16 protein-coding genes are annotated in these 17,015 nt (G+C 50.3%); all 16 read right to left on the bottom strand.

Features of this window, described 5'->3' with window-relative positions; genetic code table 11:
• Window positions 1-3: 3 nt before the first annotated feature.
• Complete coding sequence (locus BM412_RS26610) at window positions 4-765, bottom strand: response regulator transcription factor (protein WP_091224740.1); 762 nt, start codon at window positions 763-765, stop codon at window positions 4-6.
• Window positions 740-2,500, bottom strand: coding sequence for a sensor histidine kinase (locus tag BM412_RS26605; protein WP_091224739.1), 1,761 nt, complete (start codon window positions 2,498-2,500; stop codon window positions 740-742). The genes BM412_RS26610 and BM412_RS26605 overlap by 26 nt, the downstream gene beginning before the upstream one ends.
• A gap of 159 nt (window positions 2,501-2,659) precedes the next feature.
• Window positions 2,660-4,162 (bottom strand): ABC transporter substrate-binding protein, encoded by a 1,503-nt coding sequence (locus tag BM412_RS26600; RefSeq protein WP_091224738.1) that lies wholly within the window; start codon window positions 4,160-4,162, stop codon window positions 2,660-2,662.
• Window positions 4,163-4,257: 95 nt separating this feature from the next.
• Complete coding sequence (locus BM412_RS26595) at window positions 4,258-5,190, bottom strand: carbohydrate ABC transporter permease (protein ID WP_091224737.1); 933 nt, start codon at window positions 5,188-5,190, stop codon at window positions 4,258-4,260.
• 14 nt (window positions 5,191-5,204) lie between these two features.
• The gene (locus tag BM412_RS26590) at window positions 5,205-6,149 is read right to left on the bottom strand and encodes an ABC transporter permease (protein ID WP_091224736.1); all 945 of its coding nucleotides are present in this window, start codon (window positions 6,147-6,149) and stop codon (window positions 5,205-5,207) included.
• 235 nt (window positions 6,150-6,384) lie between these two features.
• The gene (locus tag BM412_RS26585) at window positions 6,385-7,326 is read right to left on the bottom strand and encodes an ABC transporter permease (protein ID WP_091224735.1); all 942 of its coding nucleotides are present in this window, start codon (window positions 7,324-7,326) and stop codon (window positions 6,385-6,387) included.
• Window positions 7,319-8,248, bottom strand: coding sequence for an ABC transporter ATP-binding protein (locus tag BM412_RS26580; protein WP_091224734.1), 930 nt, complete (start codon window positions 8,246-8,248; stop codon window positions 7,319-7,321). Before BM412_RS26580 ends, BM412_RS26585 begins: the two co-directional genes overlap by 8 nt.
• Window positions 8,245-9,348 carry a DUF4097 family beta strand repeat-containing protein gene (locus BM412_RS26575; RefSeq protein WP_091224733.1) on the bottom strand — a complete coding sequence of 368 codons (1,104 nt, stop codon included), beginning with the start codon at window positions 9,346-9,348 and terminating at the stop codon, window positions 8,245-8,247. Before BM412_RS26575 ends, BM412_RS26580 begins: the two co-directional genes overlap by 4 nt.
• On the bottom strand, window positions 9,345-10,088 hold the full coding sequence (locus tag BM412_RS26570; RefSeq protein ID WP_091224732.1) for a hypothetical protein: 744 nt from the start codon (window positions 10,086-10,088) through the stop codon (window positions 9,345-9,347). The genes BM412_RS26575 and BM412_RS26570 overlap by 4 nt, the downstream gene beginning before the upstream one ends.
• Complete coding sequence (locus BM412_RS26565; RefSeq protein ID WP_091224731.1) at window positions 10,088-10,804, bottom strand: ABC transporter ATP-binding protein; 717 nt, start codon at window positions 10,802-10,804, stop codon at window positions 10,088-10,090. The genes BM412_RS26570 and BM412_RS26565 overlap by 1 nt, the downstream gene beginning before the upstream one ends.
• 3 nt (window positions 10,805-10,807) lie before the next feature.
• Entirely contained in the window at window positions 10,808-11,182 is a 375-nt protein-coding gene (locus BM412_RS26560; RefSeq protein WP_091224730.1) for a GntR family transcriptional regulator, read from the bottom strand.
• Between the two features lie 188 nt (window positions 11,183-11,370).
• Window positions 11,371-11,733, bottom strand: a complete 363-nt coding sequence (locus tag BM412_RS26555) for a DUF1304 domain-containing protein (protein WP_091224729.1) — start codon at window positions 11,731-11,733, stop codon at window positions 11,371-11,373.
• A gap of 136 nt (window positions 11,734-11,869) precedes the next feature.
• Complete coding sequence (locus BM412_RS26550) at window positions 11,870-13,324, bottom strand: S-layer homology domain-containing protein (protein ID WP_091224728.1); 1,455 nt, start codon at window positions 13,322-13,324, stop codon at window positions 11,870-11,872.
• A gap of 142 nt (window positions 13,325-13,466) precedes the next feature.
• On the bottom strand, window positions 13,467-15,881 hold the full coding sequence (gene helD / locus BM412_RS26545; protein ID WP_256256606.1) for an RNA polymerase recycling motor HelD: 2,415 nt from the start codon (window positions 15,879-15,881) through the stop codon (window positions 13,467-13,469).
• Between the two features lie 268 nt (window positions 15,882-16,149).
• Window positions 16,150-16,425, bottom strand: coding sequence for a DUF1398 family protein (locus tag BM412_RS26540; RefSeq protein ID WP_091224727.1), 276 nt, complete (start codon window positions 16,423-16,425; stop codon window positions 16,150-16,152).
• Window positions 16,426-16,467: 42 nt separating this feature from the next.
• Entirely contained in the window at window positions 16,468-17,007 is a 540-nt protein-coding gene (locus BM412_RS32955; RefSeq protein ID WP_371264866.1) for a sensor histidine kinase, read from the bottom strand.
• Window positions 17,008-17,015: the final 8 nt, after the last annotated feature.

Raw genomic sequence — 17,015 nt, 5'->3', positions numbered from 1 at the left:
GTTCTATTCCTTTCTCCGCAAATCCGAGGGCGATTTGTCGAAATAAGCGTGAAAATGAGAGTAAAAATAGTTCAGGTTCGGGTATCCGACAGAAAGCGCGATGCTGACGATCTTCTCGTCCGTATTCTGGATGCGCTCCTGGGCTTTGAGCATTCGATAAGCCATGAGATACTCCGAAAACTTCTTATGGGTCTCCTTAAGAAACAACTGCCCAAGATACGTCCCATTCATGCGAAAACGTTCTGCAACCGATTTCAAATTCAGGTTCTGTGCATACTCCGCTTTCACAATCAACAGAATGCGATTCGTCAGCTTGGACAAACTATCGTAACGCACGCCGAGCACCGGATCGATGTCCAGGTCATCGCGATCCGAACCTTCGATCGTGCCGTGCAGATCCTCTACAATAATCTTCTCCACCAATTGCTGCAGCTTCGTCCGGTCGACAGGCTTGAGCAGATAATCCTTGGCGCCGCAGCGGATGGCCTCCAGTGCGTACTGAAATTCGCCATAGCCGCTCATCATGATATATTTTGAAGGAAGACGCAGTTCATTCAGCTTGTGGATGGCATCATACCCGCGCTGTTTGCCGATGCACACATCGAATATAGCCAGGTCAGGCAAGAATTCCACCGCCTTCGAGATTGCGCCTTCATACGTTTCGCTTGTCTCTATTTGGCCAAAGCCGTATTTCTCCCAATCCAGCGTTCGTTTCACGCCCTCCAGAATTTGCGGCTCGTCATCTACGATCAGTAGCTTGTACATCGAATGTAGCCTCCTTGGATAGGAATACACCTATTTTAACGCCTGCTTCTTCATTGTTGTCGATGGTCATCGAAAACCCGGCCCCATAGAAGAAGTGCAGTCTTGTATACACGTTACGTAACCCAATGTGATCCGTCTCGGCATCGTCGCCTCTGGCAAGCTTGTTTCTGATTTCGGCCAAACGCTCCTCAGGGATCTTGTTGCCGTTGTCCATAATCTCCAGCACGAAGCGGTCTTCTTCCTCCCAACCGTTCACGATCAGCAGGTTGAACTCGCTCTCGGGGTTGAAGCCATGGATGAAGAAATTTTCCGCCAGCGGCTGCAGCCAGAATTTCACGGTTGGCAAAGCTAACAGCGGCGGTTCTACATTAAGCTGATAATAAAAGCGTTCCGGATATTTAAATTCCATGATTTTCAGATACTTCTGAAGCAAGTTTAGCTCGCTGCCGAGCGGAATGATATTCTCGTTCTTCACGATATCCCGGTACAAAGCCCCCAAAGTGGCAATCGCATCGGATGTGTAGTCCGCACGGTTCATCAGTGCAGAGGAACGAATAACCTCGAGCGTATTATATAGAAAATGCGGATTGATTTGATGCTGAAGCGCTTTCATTTCGGTTTCTTGCTGCTTAAGCTTGAGCAAATAATTCGTTTGAATATGGCGGTCGAGCTGTTGGATCATATCGTCCAGCTCGCGCGCAATCATGCCGTATTCGTTTCTACGATAGCGCGCCGGGTTAACCAGTGTAAAATCAGCCGTTTTCGCGCGTCCGATCGACAGAATAATCCGCCGCAGGAAGTTTGCGTCCTCGCGCAGGTTATACATAATGAGCAGCAATACGCTGATCATCGCAACCAGCACGATTAGGAATACGATGAGCAGTACACTCGCTTTCTGACGTATAAGCGGAGCCATATCTACCATGCTGACGAACCGGTAATCAAACTCCGCGGAGTTGAATGACACGAAGTATACCGCATCCGCAAAGCCCGTCTTCAGAAACCCATGGCTGCGTCCGTCCGCCACGATTCTGCGAACCAGCTCTTCTGTGTTTCGGCCGTTGCCGGCGACTTGGTACACCTCTCCGGAAGCGCTGATTGCTGCTGCTTCGCTCAGGTGGTAGTTCTGCACCGTCTTGAATATGCGGTCGCTGCTGACCAAGAATCGGAATTCGCCCAGCTGACGGGCGATCTGGTTCGGATCGGAAAGCTTCTTATGGTAGACGAAACCGCGCTGAATGGTCTCGCGGAACTTGGGATCCGTATTCGGCAGACGGAATTGAAAGCTCGTATTTCCGTTGCTGTCGAAGCTCACCACATTACCCTCAAGCGAGGTATGCAGGCTGATTTGAGTAATGTCTCCCTTTCCCCCGTTGCTCAGAAAGGATTTAATGTCCTCGGGAAAAGAGACAAGCGGTCGATTATAATGGCTGTTCTGCAGTCGGCTCGTCAGATATCCTTCCGCGGTATTCCCCAAAAAGCTGCGCACATCGGATACAAGCCCGCTGTTGGAATAGACCCGCTGCATGAAAGCCTCGATTCGGTCGGCATCATATTGAAGGGTATTCTCCACGCGAGTGAACGCGCCGTCCGCTTCATTTCGCGAATTTCCCACCCATTGATCCAGCAGTACTGCGCAAGTGAGTGCGCCGATCGTCAAGCCGATGAACACCACAAATACCGCATATGCAATGAATTTGCCGCGATAGATCTTAATTTGCATAAATGAAAGCATGCGGCGTCTCCTTTGCAGTAAGGCTTCTGTCGTACCCACTCTCAACCTTATAACGTAGTTGTCGTATAAAGCAATCAGGTATTTCGTGGCAGAAAACCCGAACGGCTATCTCCGTTCGGGTTCTCTGTATGACTTTTACAGTAGATTACTTGCCGTGGCTTATTTGAAATAGCTGTTGATTTGCTCTTGTGCGGCAGCAGTAATGGCATCCATGCCGGCTGCTTTCAATTCAGCAACGATCTTCGGTACCATCACTTCCGGATCGGAAGCACCTGTCATCAGCTCATAACGATATTTATCCCATACCGCTTTCGTGTTGGACACTTCCGTGCCGAGCTTGCTGATGTCCAGAGCGAAGCCCAAGTTTGTGGACGACGTTGCTTGATCGTTCAGCTTGCGCACTTGATCCCATTGATCTACAGGAGCGCCTTTCGTTACAGCCAGGTCGAAGAACGTACCTTGCGTATAAGCTGCCAGCGGCCATGTATCTGTTTTGCGCTCAACCACTTTCTCGCCGTCTACGTTATCGTAGTCGACACCCAGCTCGCCGAATGCCAGCATGTTGCGCAGCTTGGGATCAGTATTGACCAATTGCAGGTATTTCAAAGCTTCTGTTTTATATTTCGAGTTCGCGGAGATTGCATTCAGAGAGCCTTGGATTGTGCTCGTTGTATAAATTGGGCCGAAGATTTGGAACATGTCGTACTTCGCAACGCCCTCCGTGATCTGCCAGCCTGCTTCCGCACCCGGGAATGCCTGTGCCGCGAAGAATGGGCGCGCCTTGTCCGCTTCCGTCTTCGTCGGTGCATCCGGATTGATGATGCCGTCTTTGTACCATTGGTGCAGCGTCTTCAGATCTGCCATGACTTCCGGTTGCTCCAGCACGGATACGACTTTACGGGAAGCGTCGTCGACTTTCACGCCGATTGGCGGAAGACCAAGCGTCATATCATCGTAGCCGTTGAAGAATCCGTTAAATCCGTCGCCTTGCGTGAGTGACAGCGGGTAGAAGCTCTTGCCTTCGCCGGCCTTCATGTCATGGAAAGGCTTGTCGAGATCTTTCAACGTCTTGATGCTGGCACCGTCGATTTTATATTTCTGCACATACTTATCGTCGAACACCCAGTATTGAGTCAAAGAAGAGTCCTTGTACGTCGGCACGGCATAAATTTTGCCGCCGATCTTCGTTCCATCCCAAACCTTCTCAGGGATGAGCTTGTAGAGATCAGCCGAATCGCTTTGTACGGAATCGGTCAGATCGGCAAATGCACCTAAGTTAACTTGCTGACTGTACTTGCTGTTGTTCGTGAACATGATGTCGAAAGGTTCTCCGGTGTTTACGATGGTGTTGATCTTCGTATCCCAGTCTCCCCAGCTGGCTACCTTAATGTCAATTTTAACGCCGATTTTCTCGGCCGTGTATTCGTTCATCGCCGCGATGGCTTTGTCGAAGTTGGCTGGCGTTTGGCCGCCAATCGTCCACCATACCAGCGTAGGCACTTCACCCGACTCAGCCGGCTTGTTCGCTTCTGTCTGTGTGTTAGAAGGCGTGTTGTTGCTTGTTTCGGAATTGGAGTTCGAATTACCGCAGCCCGCAAGAGCGGTTGTCGTCAGGAGTGCCGCAGCACCGATGGCAAGCAGTTGCTTCTTTGTTTTTTTCATAAAACATTTCCTCCCTTTGTGTACGATCTTTGTTTCCGCCGACTGTATTCAGGCGGCAGCTATCATAAACCGGACGAATCCAGGTTTATTTCGGGTTAACCTTTAACAGCGCCGACCGTCAGACCGGAAATAAAATATTTCTGGAAGAACGGGTAAGCTACGGCAACGGGAACCACGATGACGATGGCCACGGCCATACGCGCGGATTCCTTAGGCATGGTGGCGACAAGCTCCGCATAGCTGATCCCCATGCTGGAAGCATTCTTCGCCAGGGCATCTACGTTACTCATCAAGCTGTTCAGCAGCGCTTGCAGCGAGTACAAGTTCTGATTGTTGATGTACAGCATGGATTGGAACCAATCGTTCCAATAAGAGAAGCACAGGAACAATCCGATGGTGGCCAGAACCGGCAGCGAAATCGGCAGCACGATGGAGAAGAAGATGCGCAGCTGGCTCGAGCCGTCGATCTCGGCGGATTCAATCAGAGCGTCCGGAATGGTGCTTCTGAAGAACGTTTTGCAAATGATGACGTTGAAGGAGGACACAGCCAGGGGCAGAATGAGCGCCCACACCGTATCTTTCAACCCCAGCAAATTCGAGTTGATATAGTAACTGGATACCAAACCCCCGTTGAACACCATCGGGATAAATACGATCCAAGTCAACAGCCCGTTAAGCTTGTAATTCGGCCTCGAAAGAACATACCCCATCGAAGTCGTAAGCATCACGCCAAGCACCGTACCGACGACGGTAACGAGCACGGAGATGCCGAGCGCCTGGCCAATCATCTTCCCTTGCTTCACGATATAGTGATAAGCCTCACCGGAAAAAGCGGTCGGAATGAGATGATAACCATCGTTGCGGATGGAATCCTCGCTGGCCAGCGATACGGACAGCACCACCAGGACAGGCACGAGGCAAAGCAGCGCCAATACGATAAAAATCAAATTGAAACTTATGTTAGTGGCGGTCCCGATTCGGTTAAACTTATCGAGACCGCTTTCATATTTCACTCTTGTTGTTTTCATTTCCCGCTCCTCCTCTACATCATTGCGCTCTCTCGGTCTACGCGACGAACGACCCAGTTGGCAATCAGAATGGTCACACAACCCATCACGGATTGTACGAAAGCGGAAGCAGAAGCCATACCTACCGTAGCGGTCTTAAGCTGCTTATAGACGAGAACGTCGATGGTAGTCGCTACATTGAAGAGCGAGTTGGAATCCCGCGGCACCTGGAAGAACAATCCGAAATCCGTATAGAAGATTCGCCCTACAGCCAGAATGAACATCATCACGATAACAAGCTTCATAAGCGGCAAAGTAATAAATCGCGCTTGCTGCCATTTGGATGCGCCATCGATTACGGCGGCTTCGTAATACGTGCTGTCGATGCCGGTGATCGTCGCCAAGTAGACAACCATACCGTAGCCCAAACCCTTCCATACATTCATGAAAACCAGAAAGTACGGCCAATATTTAGGCTCCATATACCAGTTCACGGGATCCTTGCCGAGTTCCGCCAGGAATTGATTGGCGATCCCTTTATCGAAGCTTAGAAACGCCCAAACAATGGCGGATACAACGACCCAAGATAAGAAATAAGGCAGGAACATCATCGTTTGATAGATTTTGCCGGCCTTGCTGCTGTGCAGCTGACCGATCATGAGCGCCAAAGTGACGGGTACCGCAATGCTCAGGATGATGAATATCAAATTGTATCCCAGCGTATTGCGCATCACGACCCAAGCATCGTTCGACTTGAACAGAAACTCAAAGTTTTTGAAACCGGACCACTCACTGTTTATGACGTTGCTGAGAAAGCCACCGTGTATCTTGAAATCTTTAAAGGCAATAATGAGACCGAACATCGGTAAGAAACAAAACAAGATATACCAAATGGTCGTCGGCAGGGCCAGAAACGTCAGTTCCGTATCCTGCGTGCGCCAGCGTGTTCGTAAGCGTTTACACCCGCTCTTCATGTCCATGTCAGCCACTCCTTCCGTTTGTTCATGTTCAGCGTGTACGCGCTTTCAAACTAACTGATGTCATTGTATAGAATATTGGAGACCCCATTCCAGACAACAAACATAAGACCGCAGTCAACAAACGTTAGGTTTTGGGGGTGAATGTGCAAAATAAAAAGCTTTCAACCGCCAGCATTTGGCGGATTGAAAGCTTTTTACAAATTGAGCTAAATTGTGGTGCCGGTTATGAAGCGATTTATGCCGCTACGTCCCGGCGCGTAAACGCCAGCCACGAAACAAGATTGAACACGATAAAGTAAATGACCAGCATGATGATGGAGAAGGAAAGCGTCATCCCATCCTGATACGGCCGCCCCTCCAGATACTGTGCAAGATTGAGGTTCGGAAACAGCACATACTTCGCCCAATCATAACGTTGAATAAGCTCCATCAATATAGCTCCCGCGAACAAGGCGAAGATCGAGAACCCGATTGCCATCGCGCTGCTGCGGAATGCTGATGAGATCATGAACGCGATCGTGACGTACATCACGGTGGATACGCCGTTCAGCAAATAGGTTTTCCACAGGTTAAGAACCATGTTCCGCTCGAAGATGTCGCCGTTCGAATCCAGGCCGACCATCGGCAAGCTCATATCGCCGAACTTATACAGCAGTCCGTTAATCAACACGGATACAACGAACAGCACGATTAACAACAAGATGCCGAACAGAATCATGGACACGTACTTGGAGATGAGAATTTTCAACCTACTGGCGGGACGGATGAGAAGCAGCTTGATCGTCCCTGTCGAGAATTCGCCGGCCAAGCTGTCTCCGGCAATAATGACGGTGAACAGCGTAATCAAGATCACTAATGTAGCGGAACCGTTAATGCCGCTCCACATCGTGCCGTCTTCCGGTCTGATATTATGTTCCAGCCGATAATCGATAAGTGCAATGTGATTCTCATAATATTTCTTCGTTTCTTCGCCTGTTTTCGGATCGTCCAATTCCTTCTCCATGGCGTCCTTCTGCTGCTCGACTTGTTTCTGCCACGTATCGGAAGTGATGTCGTTGTCGTAATACCACTCCACGAGACTTGCGGTAAACACGACCGCTATCATGAATCCGACCATGATCCAAGTTCGCCAGCGGCGGTAGACTTTCATGTTTTCGTTCTGAATTAAGTTAACCAACCTGCTCGCCCCCCGTCATTTCCAAGAACCGATCTTCCAGCGACACCTTGATTGGATGCGCGCCGTAGACATCGATCCCGCTCCCCATTAAGTAAGACAGAATGCGTGGAATCCGTTCCCGACCGGTCACGATTTCTGCGCCTCCCTCAACCAGCTTCACTTCTTTGACGCCTTCTATCTGCTTAATTGCCTCCACTGCTGCATCGGTAAAGTCCGCTTCGATGAGGTAGGACTTGCTCTGCTCATCGGAGCCGATAAATTCATGGATCGGTTTGATATCCACCAGTCTGCCTTTCTGCAAAATCGCCACGCGATCGCACATCAGCTCCATCTCGGAGAGCAAGTGGCTGGATACAATGACCGTAATGCCTTCGGTCCGGGTCAAATACCGCAAGTAGTCGCGCAGCTCGCGAATCCCCGCCGGATCGAGTCCGTTCGTCGGTTCATCCAGGATGAGCAAGGACGGATTGTGCAGCATCGCTTGAGCGACGCCCAGCCGTTGGCGCATCCCGAGGGAATACTTCTTCACCTTATCGTGAATCCGGTCTTCCAGCTTCACCAGCTTGACCACTTCGTCAATGCGTTCCTTTGTCACTCCCGGAACCATGCGCGCGTAATGAACCAAATTACGATAGCCGCTCAGGAATTTGTACATTTCCGGGTTCTCGACGATCGCGCCGACATGGCGGATCGCTTGCTCGAATTCGTTCTTAACGTTATGCCCTTGAATGAATATTTCGCCTTTGGTGATCGACATCAAACCAACCATCATCCGGATTGTGGTCGTTTTGCCGGCTCCGTTGGGACCGAGAAAACCGAATATTTCGCCTTTCGGCACGTCAAACGTCAAATTATCAATAATCGTTGTCTTGCCGACCTTCTTGGTCACGTTGCGCAAGCTTACGACTGGCATGTTGCTCATGGTCGTGCCTCCTCTATTGGGGAATGAATGATGACATCTCCGAAACTTGCCGTAATGTCGACTTTCCATTTACCTGTACCGGTTGTGCCTTTTAAACTCGTCATGTTTTCGTTGTCCGGGTTGTCGCTTATGAACGGCAGCTTGGTCAGAAGGTTGCCTTCGTTAACCTCAACGTTATAGCTAAATCCGCCGTCCTTTGGCAGCACCACATCCGTCGTGCCGGATCGGGTGACGACTTTGATGTCGCCGCGAATGCCGTCCATCCCAATATCGCCATCATGTCCGCTCAGATTGACACTGCCTATGATGTCGCTGACGTACACGGGGCCGCCTTCGGTGACTCCTCTTACGGCTCCTTGCACGCGGCGGATAAACTGCTTCCCGGACCTGCTGTCCAGGACTACATCGCCTTGAACATCCTCAATCGTCGCAGTCCCCGACTGATTATTCAGCGTGATAGTCCCGTTAATCCCGGACGCATACACATTGCCGTATGAGCCGTTAACGATTACGTTGCCGGTAATGCCTGCGAGCTCCACCAATCCGCCTCTTGAGGTCACTTCCGCATCTCCGCGAAGGCCTTCAAGCCGAATGGATTCTTCTTCCGCATGAAGTCGAAGCTTAATGCCGGCTGGCACGAGCAGCGTATAGGCGATGTCGTAATCGTCATGATCAATCGTTTTTCCGCCGGCCATTGCAGCCAGCGTAACCTTACCCTCTTCGTTATGCTGCTCGATGTTTACCGCACTGTTCTTACGAGCAGCTGCCTCTGCGTCCGATGCGGACACGGTAACCGCATAGTGCAGGCTGACGTTGTCGCCGGTGGCCCGCTGCACCGTAATCGGGCCATTCGTGCCGGAGAGTTGAAGCTCCCGCAGCCCTGCCCCCGTACCGGCAATTTCAAGCTCCCTCTCGTACGTCTTGGTCACGCCATGATTAGCTTGCTGATGGGCCTGCGTTCGCTCCACGTCAGCGAACTGTTCACTAAAGCGTTCCAAGGGCTCCACTTTGCGAATCCCGAAATCCAGGATCATGACAACAAATAAAACAAAAACCACGGAGAGTAGAAGGGTTTTCTTGGAGCGCAGCGTCATCTTCATACCTCCACTTCCCGTTCAAAAATATAGCCGTTCAACCACGTTAATCCCACAATAATAAGCGCCAGCACGATAAACGGTCCGGATTGCAGGAACGCTGCGTCCTGCCCAGCGCCGCCAATCCTTATATCGGGCGTCCAGCTTAGCAGCACCGACAAGAACGGACTTACCCGAAGCGTAACCCAGAGCGCCGTGACGAAGGCGATCAGTACAACAAGCCACTTCAATCGAGCTACGAGCTGTCCGCATAAGAAGGCGAATTGCACCACAACGACCGCGAATATCGTAATGGATACGTAGAGCCAGAAGCTGTGCAGCAGCAGATTCGCCAGCTCCGGCGAAAAGCGCAATATATCGTAGTCCGTGCGCCACTTGTCCCACTCGGCGATAAGCAGCGTCAACGAGAAGCTTGCTCCAATCCACAGCATAACCCCGATCAACAGCGTAATCATAGCTGCAAGCTTCGCCGCCAGCACTTTCCATCCACGCACCGGCAAGGAAAGCAGCAAGTAGATGGAATTCGATCTCCACTCCGCATGCAGCTGATAGTACCCTACGCCGATCGTAATCGTCGCAATAAAGATATAAGGGAGCAGCAACGACAACATCGTCAGAATACTGGGATCCCATTGGTTTCTCTTGAATAAGAGGAAGAAATCCATCAGCAGGACCGCCGCGGAGAAGACGCCGTACAATGGCCAGACGCTCTTCAGCTCTTTGCGGAATAAATTGCGAAATGCCATTACACGTACACCTTCTCCCATATGTTCTCGAGTGAGCAGCCAAACTCGCCACGCAGATTCTCCGCCGAGTCGTACAGCTTGATTCGGCCGCCTTGCAAGAAGATGACGTCATCGAACAACGGCTCGGACTCTTTCACGGAATGAGTCGACAAGATGATCGTCTGCTCGCCGGATTCAAATTCGCTGGCGATCGAGCGGATGATCTTCGCGCGTGAGGAAGGATCGATGCCTGAGAATGGTTCATCCAGCAGGATAAGCGGTACGTCGCGGGATAACGCCGCAATCAGCTTCAACCTTGCACGCAGTCCTTTGGACAAGTTGCGCACCTTCTGGTTAGCATCCAACTCCATCTTCTCGAGCATATCCGCCGCTTTGTCCGCCTTCCAATCGGCATAAAAGCCGGAAATGAACCGCAGCGTTTCCTTCACCGTCATCCAGCCATACAAATTGTCGATCTCCGGCAAATAGGCGATTTGCGCTTTGTTCTTAACATCCGGTTGTCTGCCGTTCACGAGAATGCGGCCTGACGTCGGGTAGATCATGCCCGCCATCATCTTGAGCAGCGTCGATTTACCGCTGCCGTTCGGGCCGAGCAATCCGACGATTGTTCCTTTGCGGATTTGGAGGTCGATTCCGTTAATCGCATGTTTCAGCAAGTATCGTTTATGAACGCCCTGCAGCTCGGCAATATTCCGTTGTTCCATAGGTTCATTCATGCGCTAAGCCTCCTCGCCCTCGTATAATTGCTTGCGAAGCAAGTGCTCCGTCTCACCGGGATCCACGCCAAGCCCCCGCATCTCTTCAATGAATTGGCGTACCGCCGCGTTCGCCATCTCCGCTCGTATATGTAGCAGCAAAGCCGGGTCGTTCTTGATGAACGTACCTTGGCCGCGCAACGTTTCCGTCAGTCCTTCCCGCTCCATCTCTTGATACGCCCTTTGCACCGTATTCGGGTTAACCTGCGACATCTGAGCCCTTTCCTTCAGGGAAGGGATCTTGTCTCCCGGCACCAGCTCACCCCTGACTAACGCCTTCTTGACCTCGTCCACCATTTGCAAATATATCGGTTTCGGGTTGTCAAAATTAAGTTGCATGTCCGACCCTCCTATAGACCGCGAACCAGTGCACTACTGAACTAGTGTACTGTTAATATAGTTGGAATTCGAGGTGGTTGTCAATGGCTATGTTTTTATTTGCGTCAAAAAGCCGCTTCCTATGCGGGAAGCGGCTTTTAAACACTTTCGATATGATGGTCATCCGTATTGGGGCAAGGTCAGCTGACTTAAGTCAGCAACACAAACGCCAGTGCAACGAGTGCAGGCAAACCCTGCACCATTAAGATGGATTTCTTCGCCGTTACGCCTCCATAGATGGCGGCAACGAGCACGCAGCAGAGGAAGAACAGTTGTATCTGATGTCCGACCGCGGCATCGGGATAGAACAATCCCCAGAACAAACCCGCCGCCAAGAAACCGTTGTACAACCCCTGGTTGGCGGCGAGCGACTTCGACTCTTCCGCAAACGCCTTCGTGGTACCGAATGCCTTTAATGCTCTGGGCGTCGTCCACATAAACATCTCCAGGATTAAAATATAAATGTGCTCCACTGCGACAAGCGCAACCAATATAGCAGCTATAATCGTCATTTGCTTCTTCTCCCCTGTCCTAATGGCGGTAATACCTTATATATACCTCTTCCTGCATGCCGGAACAAGCTCTAAATGGCATATAAACAGGAAAAAGAGCGCCACCTAAACGGTGTGCGCTCTGCACCATCTTCAACTATGAAATGTTGTTCCAGTAGAACGTAATCGAAACTGGGCTGGAATTGCCGGCTGCGTCTGCCAATGTGCCCGATACAACCAGTTGATTATTATTGTTGCCAAGGAGCTTCAAGTAGCTAACGGATACACCGTCACCTTGAGAATCCAACTCGCCTAATTTAGTGATTAGATTCAAGGATGATGCAGTTCCTCCGACAAGCTGCTGTTCAAAGGACAGTGAAGGATAAGAGGACAAGTTCACGTTCTGAATGGACGTAATCGTCAATTTGGCGTCTTCATTCGCTGTGATCGTTCCTGCAGTCAGGTAACCGCTTGTGATTGTAATTTCGCCGTCGTTGCCATCCAGATCAACTGCAAGATTGTTGACAGTCGCCGCAGTCAGGTTCGGCGCGATATCGTCCGCTTTAATTGTTAATGTCACTGTGCGGGAGTTGCTGGAACCGTCTCGAAGCGTACCTGTAATGACCAGGCCGTCGTGGTTTGTATCAAACTGATTAAGCAGCGCCATGGATACGCCGTCATCTTGTGGATCAAGCGCTGCAAGCTTGCTGATCAGGTCGAGCGTGTTCGAACCGGAAGCCAGGGATTGAGAGAACGATAACGACGGATAGTCCGTCAGGTTGATGCCTTCGATTGCAGTAATAGTCAACGTCGAAGCTTCGCTCACGCTAAGCGTTCCCGCTGTCAGATACGCACTGCTCTTAAAGCTAATCGTACCTGTTGTGCCACCGGAAACCGTTACGTCTCTGCCGTTAACGGTAGCTGCTGTGATACTCGGAGCCGTTGTATCTCCGGCGTATAATGGCGGATTAGGTTTATTCGCTTCTTCTTGTGCTTTCTTAATCACTTCATAGGCTTGCTGTCCGCTATACGCACCAACAACCAGGTCAGCGCGAGTGGCGATTTTTGAACCGTCGACTCCTGCATCGATGAGTTTCAAATCAATGGCTTGTTTGAGGGCATCGCTGTACCATGGGGTTTTGGTGACGTCTACTTTACCGCCTAAGCCTCTGACGAATACAGTTGCAAGCTGACCCATGTTGGTCGTGCCATTAGGAGCAAACTTGTCGTCCCCAACTCCATTCATTAACCCAGCCTTCTTCGCAGCTTCAATATAAGGAATCGCCCAGCCGTTCGTGCCATCGGTGCCACCCACGTCACTAAACGAGGAACTCTTTAAGCTGGTATCCACTTTAAGGCCAAAAATCAAAGCGGCCACTTTCGCGAATTGCGCGCGGTTCATCGCATCTGTAATTCCAAAATTATCGCTGCCTGTGCCTTCAAAAATGCCTTTGGCCAACAGGGCATCGAGCTTGGCTTTGGTTGCAGCATCCAAATCCTTCAAGTCCGTAAAATCAGCCGACGTCTTGGTAGCTGCTTGTGCAACTAAGCTTGGTACGAGCAAGCTTACTGCCAGCGGCAGAATAACCCATTTTGAAACTTTCTTCTTCATCAACAAACGCTCCTTTTAATAATAATTAGTAAATTATTCTAGAATTTATTTCGGCATATCCATCCATTTTGTTTAGCTTATTTCGACAAAAAAAGACACGGCACCCAAGTCGGGTACCGTGTCTGCCATGTTGAAAACTCATTTACATCTCATAGTATAAGGAATCCACTGCCTGAATATAAGGCGTCCATTCTTCCGTCGTATACACCAGAAGTCGATGCATGGCACGCGTACATGCCGTATAGAAGAGCTTGCGCTCGCTTTCCCGTCGGTACACCGACGATGAAGCGTCGTAAATCATGACGGCGTCGAATTCCACCCCTTTCGCGAGGTAAGAAGGGATCACCATAATCCCCTTCTCGAAGATAGGCGTCTCCTTCGTAACAAGCCGCAGCCCCTGACAGCCATAAGAAGAAAGGCGTTCATAGGCTTCTCTGCTCTCGGCAGCTGTCTTCGTAATAATAGCGATGGAGCCGAACTCCTCGGCCTGAAGTGCCGCCAGGTCCGCCGCGATTCGAGCCGTCCGCTTGTCGTCACTGTCCAGTTGAATAAGGAGAGGTTTTCTCCCGCTCCTCTCGAAGGGCACGATCTCCTCGCCGCCCGGCAGCAGCAACCTGGTGAACTCCACGATCTCGCGCGTTGAACGGTAACTGCGGGATAGCACGATTCGGCTCGTTTCCGCATCGCCGTAAAGCTTGCGCAGCGGCGACTCGGCTTCGTGCAAATTCGTTGCCTGCGTGAAGATCGCCTGCCCGAAATCGCCCAGCACGGTCATACGCGCGCGCGGGAACAGATTCTTGAGATACTGATATTGGAACATCGAGTAGTCCTGGCCCTCGTCTATGAAGATATATCGAACCATCGTATTCACCCGAGAACCCTCAATGAGTTCTTTCAGATACAAATAAGGAGTCGCATCCTCATAATACAGCTCGCGTCGACTCAACTTCTCGTTCGTCTGCTCACAGATTTGCGGCCAATGCCCGGGCAGCTCGGCAGCATTCGTCATGGCAAGGAAAACGGCGGCATGCTCGTTGAATAATTGCGTGTATATGCCCTGCATATCGATAAACGACATATTTTTCACGCTTCGTCTTAGCGGCTTGAAGGCTTCTTTCACGACCATGCGGCTGAGCAGCTCTTCCTCTTGTTCGGCGAAGCTGAAATCAGCTTCATCCCCGCGGCGTTTCTTCGTAACAAACTCCTGCACCTTCGCATATTCCTCGGCAAAATCAAACACGCCGCGATCCTTGTGCAGCTCACTAAACGCCTCCGCATACTGCTCGTTGTCCAGATATTGCAGTTCCTCCTGAACCCATGGCGCGGATCGCTCCAGCTTCTCCAGCACGTTCAGTTCCTTCATTAACCATTCCTGCAGCAACGTTATCCGGTTGGTCAGGCGAATCGAGGTGTCGTAACTATAAAATTGGGACTTTATCCGATCTCCGGTAATTAAAACCCGATCGCGGAATCGAATTCCGTTAAACAGCATCCCTTCCTGCCCCAGCCATGACGCATAGCCGTGAAGAGCCTGAAGGAACGCTTCTGACGACTTATGTCGAATGCCGCTCATACGAGGCGCAAACCCCGGCGTCGAATCTTCGGTTAGCACATATTCAAGCTGGTCGAAGGGATCCTCCAGTTTATAGTTCGAGCCCAGCCAATAGTCCAGATATTCTTGAAAAGTCGTCTGCTGCATGTTCTCCTCGCCCAGCTCCGGAAGAACCGTAGACACATAACTATTGAACATCGGATTAGGAGAGAAGAGGACAATCTGATCGGCCGTCAGCTTATCGCGATGTTTGTACAGTAAGTACGCCACCCGCTGCAGCGCCGCAGAGGTTTTTCCGCTGCCGGCTACCCCTTGCACAATAAGCATGCGGCTTTTATCATCGCGAATGATGGCGTTTTGCTCCTTCTGAATCGTCGCCACGATACTCTTCATCTGATTATCTGCACCCTTGCCGAGCACCTGCTGCAGCAATTCGTCGCCGATCGTAATGCTGGAGTCAAACACATTTTGAATCCGTCCATCGCGAATTTGATATTGCCGCTTCTTCGTCATGGTCCCCGCAATTGCGCCGCCGGGTGTTTCAAAGGAAACCTCTCCGGGAGAGTAGTCATAATACAAACTCGCAATTGGCGTACGCCAGTCATACACGAAGAAGCTCATGCCATCCGGTTCGACGAAGGAGGACACGCCTATATAAACCTGTTCAATCAGATCCTGGCCCGTCTCTTGAAAATCGATTCGCCCGAAATAAGGGGATTGCAGCAGTCGTTTCACGCTGTTCCATTTCTGCTGCAGCTGCCGGTGGCTGCGCTCCCGTTCCGATAACACGGCTGCCTGCTGTTGAATCGTGAAGAACGTCTCTTCGAAATCCTCATGGGTACTCGTATTCACCGTAACTTCTTCCCAGAATCGCTTACGGATATCGGCCGCTTGATGACCCAGTTGATCCACTTTAGGCTCAAGCTCCACGATTGCCTCGCTGAGTTTGCTCATCGTCAGTTCCAGCCGCTCTTGTTCATTCTCCCAATCCTTTGCGTGTATCATCCTACTCAACACACTCCTTTAAACAATAATTTGGAGAAGCAAAAGAACATTTGACAGAACGTAATTCCCTGTGATAAAATTAAGGTATAAGTAAGATGCAACAACTATGACCTAATACATAAATTTGCAGAGAATTCTTTCATTATAGCATGTTGCTTTTGGGAGCACAATCGGTGATTACGATAAACACCCCGGGAAATTTTCCCGGGGTGTTTTTATTTACAGAGTGGGTAAACAAAAGCCACAACGACTCACGCCGGTGAGTCCGTTATGGCTTCTTAAACGATTCGAAAGCCGGGACCGACTCCACATACGACTCTCCGGATCTTCCGCTTGTATAGTTGATTGTACGATCGATCATATTCACTTCGTAATACTGCACACCTGCGGCTGCCATATCCCTAAGAAATTCTGAGAAGGGAGTCCTATGCTGCTGATGATGCGCTAATCCTCTCTTTACGGCATCCGCTTGATACTGCTCCGCTACCTCGAGGGTTGATGCTGACGCCGAATTGGTCTCCTCGTACAGACTGTCTGCCCCCATACACTTCTTCAATATTCGTAAATAACCTCTCCTTATCCCAGCTTACTGCGCGCCGACGTCTTGTCCGGCCACGAACGTTTTGTAATCCATTAATGGAATGGAAACTTTGATTTCTGTTCCTGTCGCATCGCTTTTCAGTATTTCAATATATCCACCATGCGAATTTAAGATACGCTGCGAGATGGATAATCCGAGCCCCATGCCCGTTTCCTTCGTTGTATGGAATGGCTTAAAAATACGATCCCATTCCTCGCGGGCGATCCCCGTGCCTGTGTCCGAGAAAATGATCGTGCTTTCATTGTTTTTACTGGAGATTGTAATTTTAATAATCTTCCGTTCTTTTCCTTCCATGGCCTCGATACTATTGTTGATTAGATTCGTAAACACTTGCCTCATTTTATCTTTATCGATGCTCACGGCCATCCGTCTCTGCTCGCTCAAATCCATGATGACGTTCTTCTCTCTGATTCGGATTGAAGTTAACACTAACGCTTCTTGTATTACATCCGCAATATCGGTGTCTACCCTGTTGATTTTGCCGCTTTTAATAAATTGATCGTAATTGGTAATAATGCTGCTCATATGAGAAC

It is taken from the genome of Paenibacillus sp. BC26 (genome assembly GCF_900116125.1).
Taxonomy (GTDB): domain Bacteria; phylum Bacillota; class Bacilli; order Paenibacillales; family Paenibacillaceae; genus Paenibacillus_Z; species Paenibacillus_Z lignilyticus.
The sequence above is the reverse complement of the archived record's forward strand: the minus strand, read 5'-3'. Positions and strand labels throughout refer to the sequence as shown.

Bases quoted from the DNA above. Each gene is read 5' to 3' on its own strand.
- helD (WP_256256606.1), bottom strand. From the start codon at position 15,881: ATGATACACGCAAAGGATTGGGAGAATGAACAAGAGCGGCTGGAACTG.
- BM412_RS26550 (WP_091224728.1), bottom strand. From the start codon at position 13,324: ATGAAGAAGAAAGTTTCAAAATGGGTTATTCTGCCGCTGGCAGTAAGC.
- BM412_RS26595 (WP_091224737.1), bottom strand. From the start codon at position 5,190: ATGAAAACAACAAGAGTGAAATATGAAAGCGGTCTCGATAAGTTTAAC.
- BM412_RS26540 (WP_091224727.1), bottom strand. From the start codon at position 16,425: ATGGGGGCAGACAGTCTGTACGAGGAGACCAATTCGGCGTCAGCATCA.
- BM412_RS26600 (WP_091224738.1), bottom strand. From the start codon at position 4,162: ATGAAAAAAACAAAGAAGCAACTGCTTGCCATCGGTGCTGCGGCACTC.
- BM412_RS26575 (WP_091224733.1), bottom strand. From the start codon at position 9,348: ATGAAGATGACGCTGCGCTCCAAGAAAACCCTTCTACTCTCCGTGGTT.
- BM412_RS26580 (WP_091224734.1), bottom strand. From the start codon at position 8,248: ATGAGCAACATGCCAGTCGTAAGCTTGCGCAACGTGACCAAGAAGGTC.
- BM412_RS26565 (WP_091224731.1), bottom strand. From the start codon at position 10,804: ATGAATGAACCTATGGAACAACGGAATATTGCCGAGCTGCAGGGCGTT.
- BM412_RS26560 (WP_091224730.1), bottom strand. From the start codon at position 11,182: ATGCAACTTAATTTTGACAACCCGAAACCGATATATTTGCAAATGGTG.
- BM412_RS26555 (WP_091224729.1), bottom strand. From the start codon at position 11,733: ATGACGATTATAGCTGCTATATTGGTTGCGCTTGTCGCAGTGGAGCAC.
- BM412_RS26590 (WP_091224736.1), bottom strand. From the start codon at position 6,149: ATGGACATGAAGAGCGGGTGTAAACGCTTACGAACACGCTGGCGCACG.
- BM412_RS26610 (WP_091224740.1), bottom strand. From the start codon at position 765: ATGTACAAGCTACTGATCGTAGATGACGAGCCGCAAATTCTGGAGGGC.
- BM412_RS26605 (WP_091224739.1), bottom strand. From the start codon at position 2,500: ATGCTTTCATTTATGCAAATTAAGATCTATCGCGGCAAATTCATTGCA.
- BM412_RS32955 (WP_371264866.1), bottom strand. From the start codon at position 17,007: ATGAGCAGCATTATTACCAATTACGATCAATTTATTAAAAGCGGCAAA.
- BM412_RS26570 (WP_091224732.1), bottom strand. From the start codon at position 10,088: ATGGCATTTCGCAATTTATTCCGCAAAGAGCTGAAGAGCGTCTGGCCA.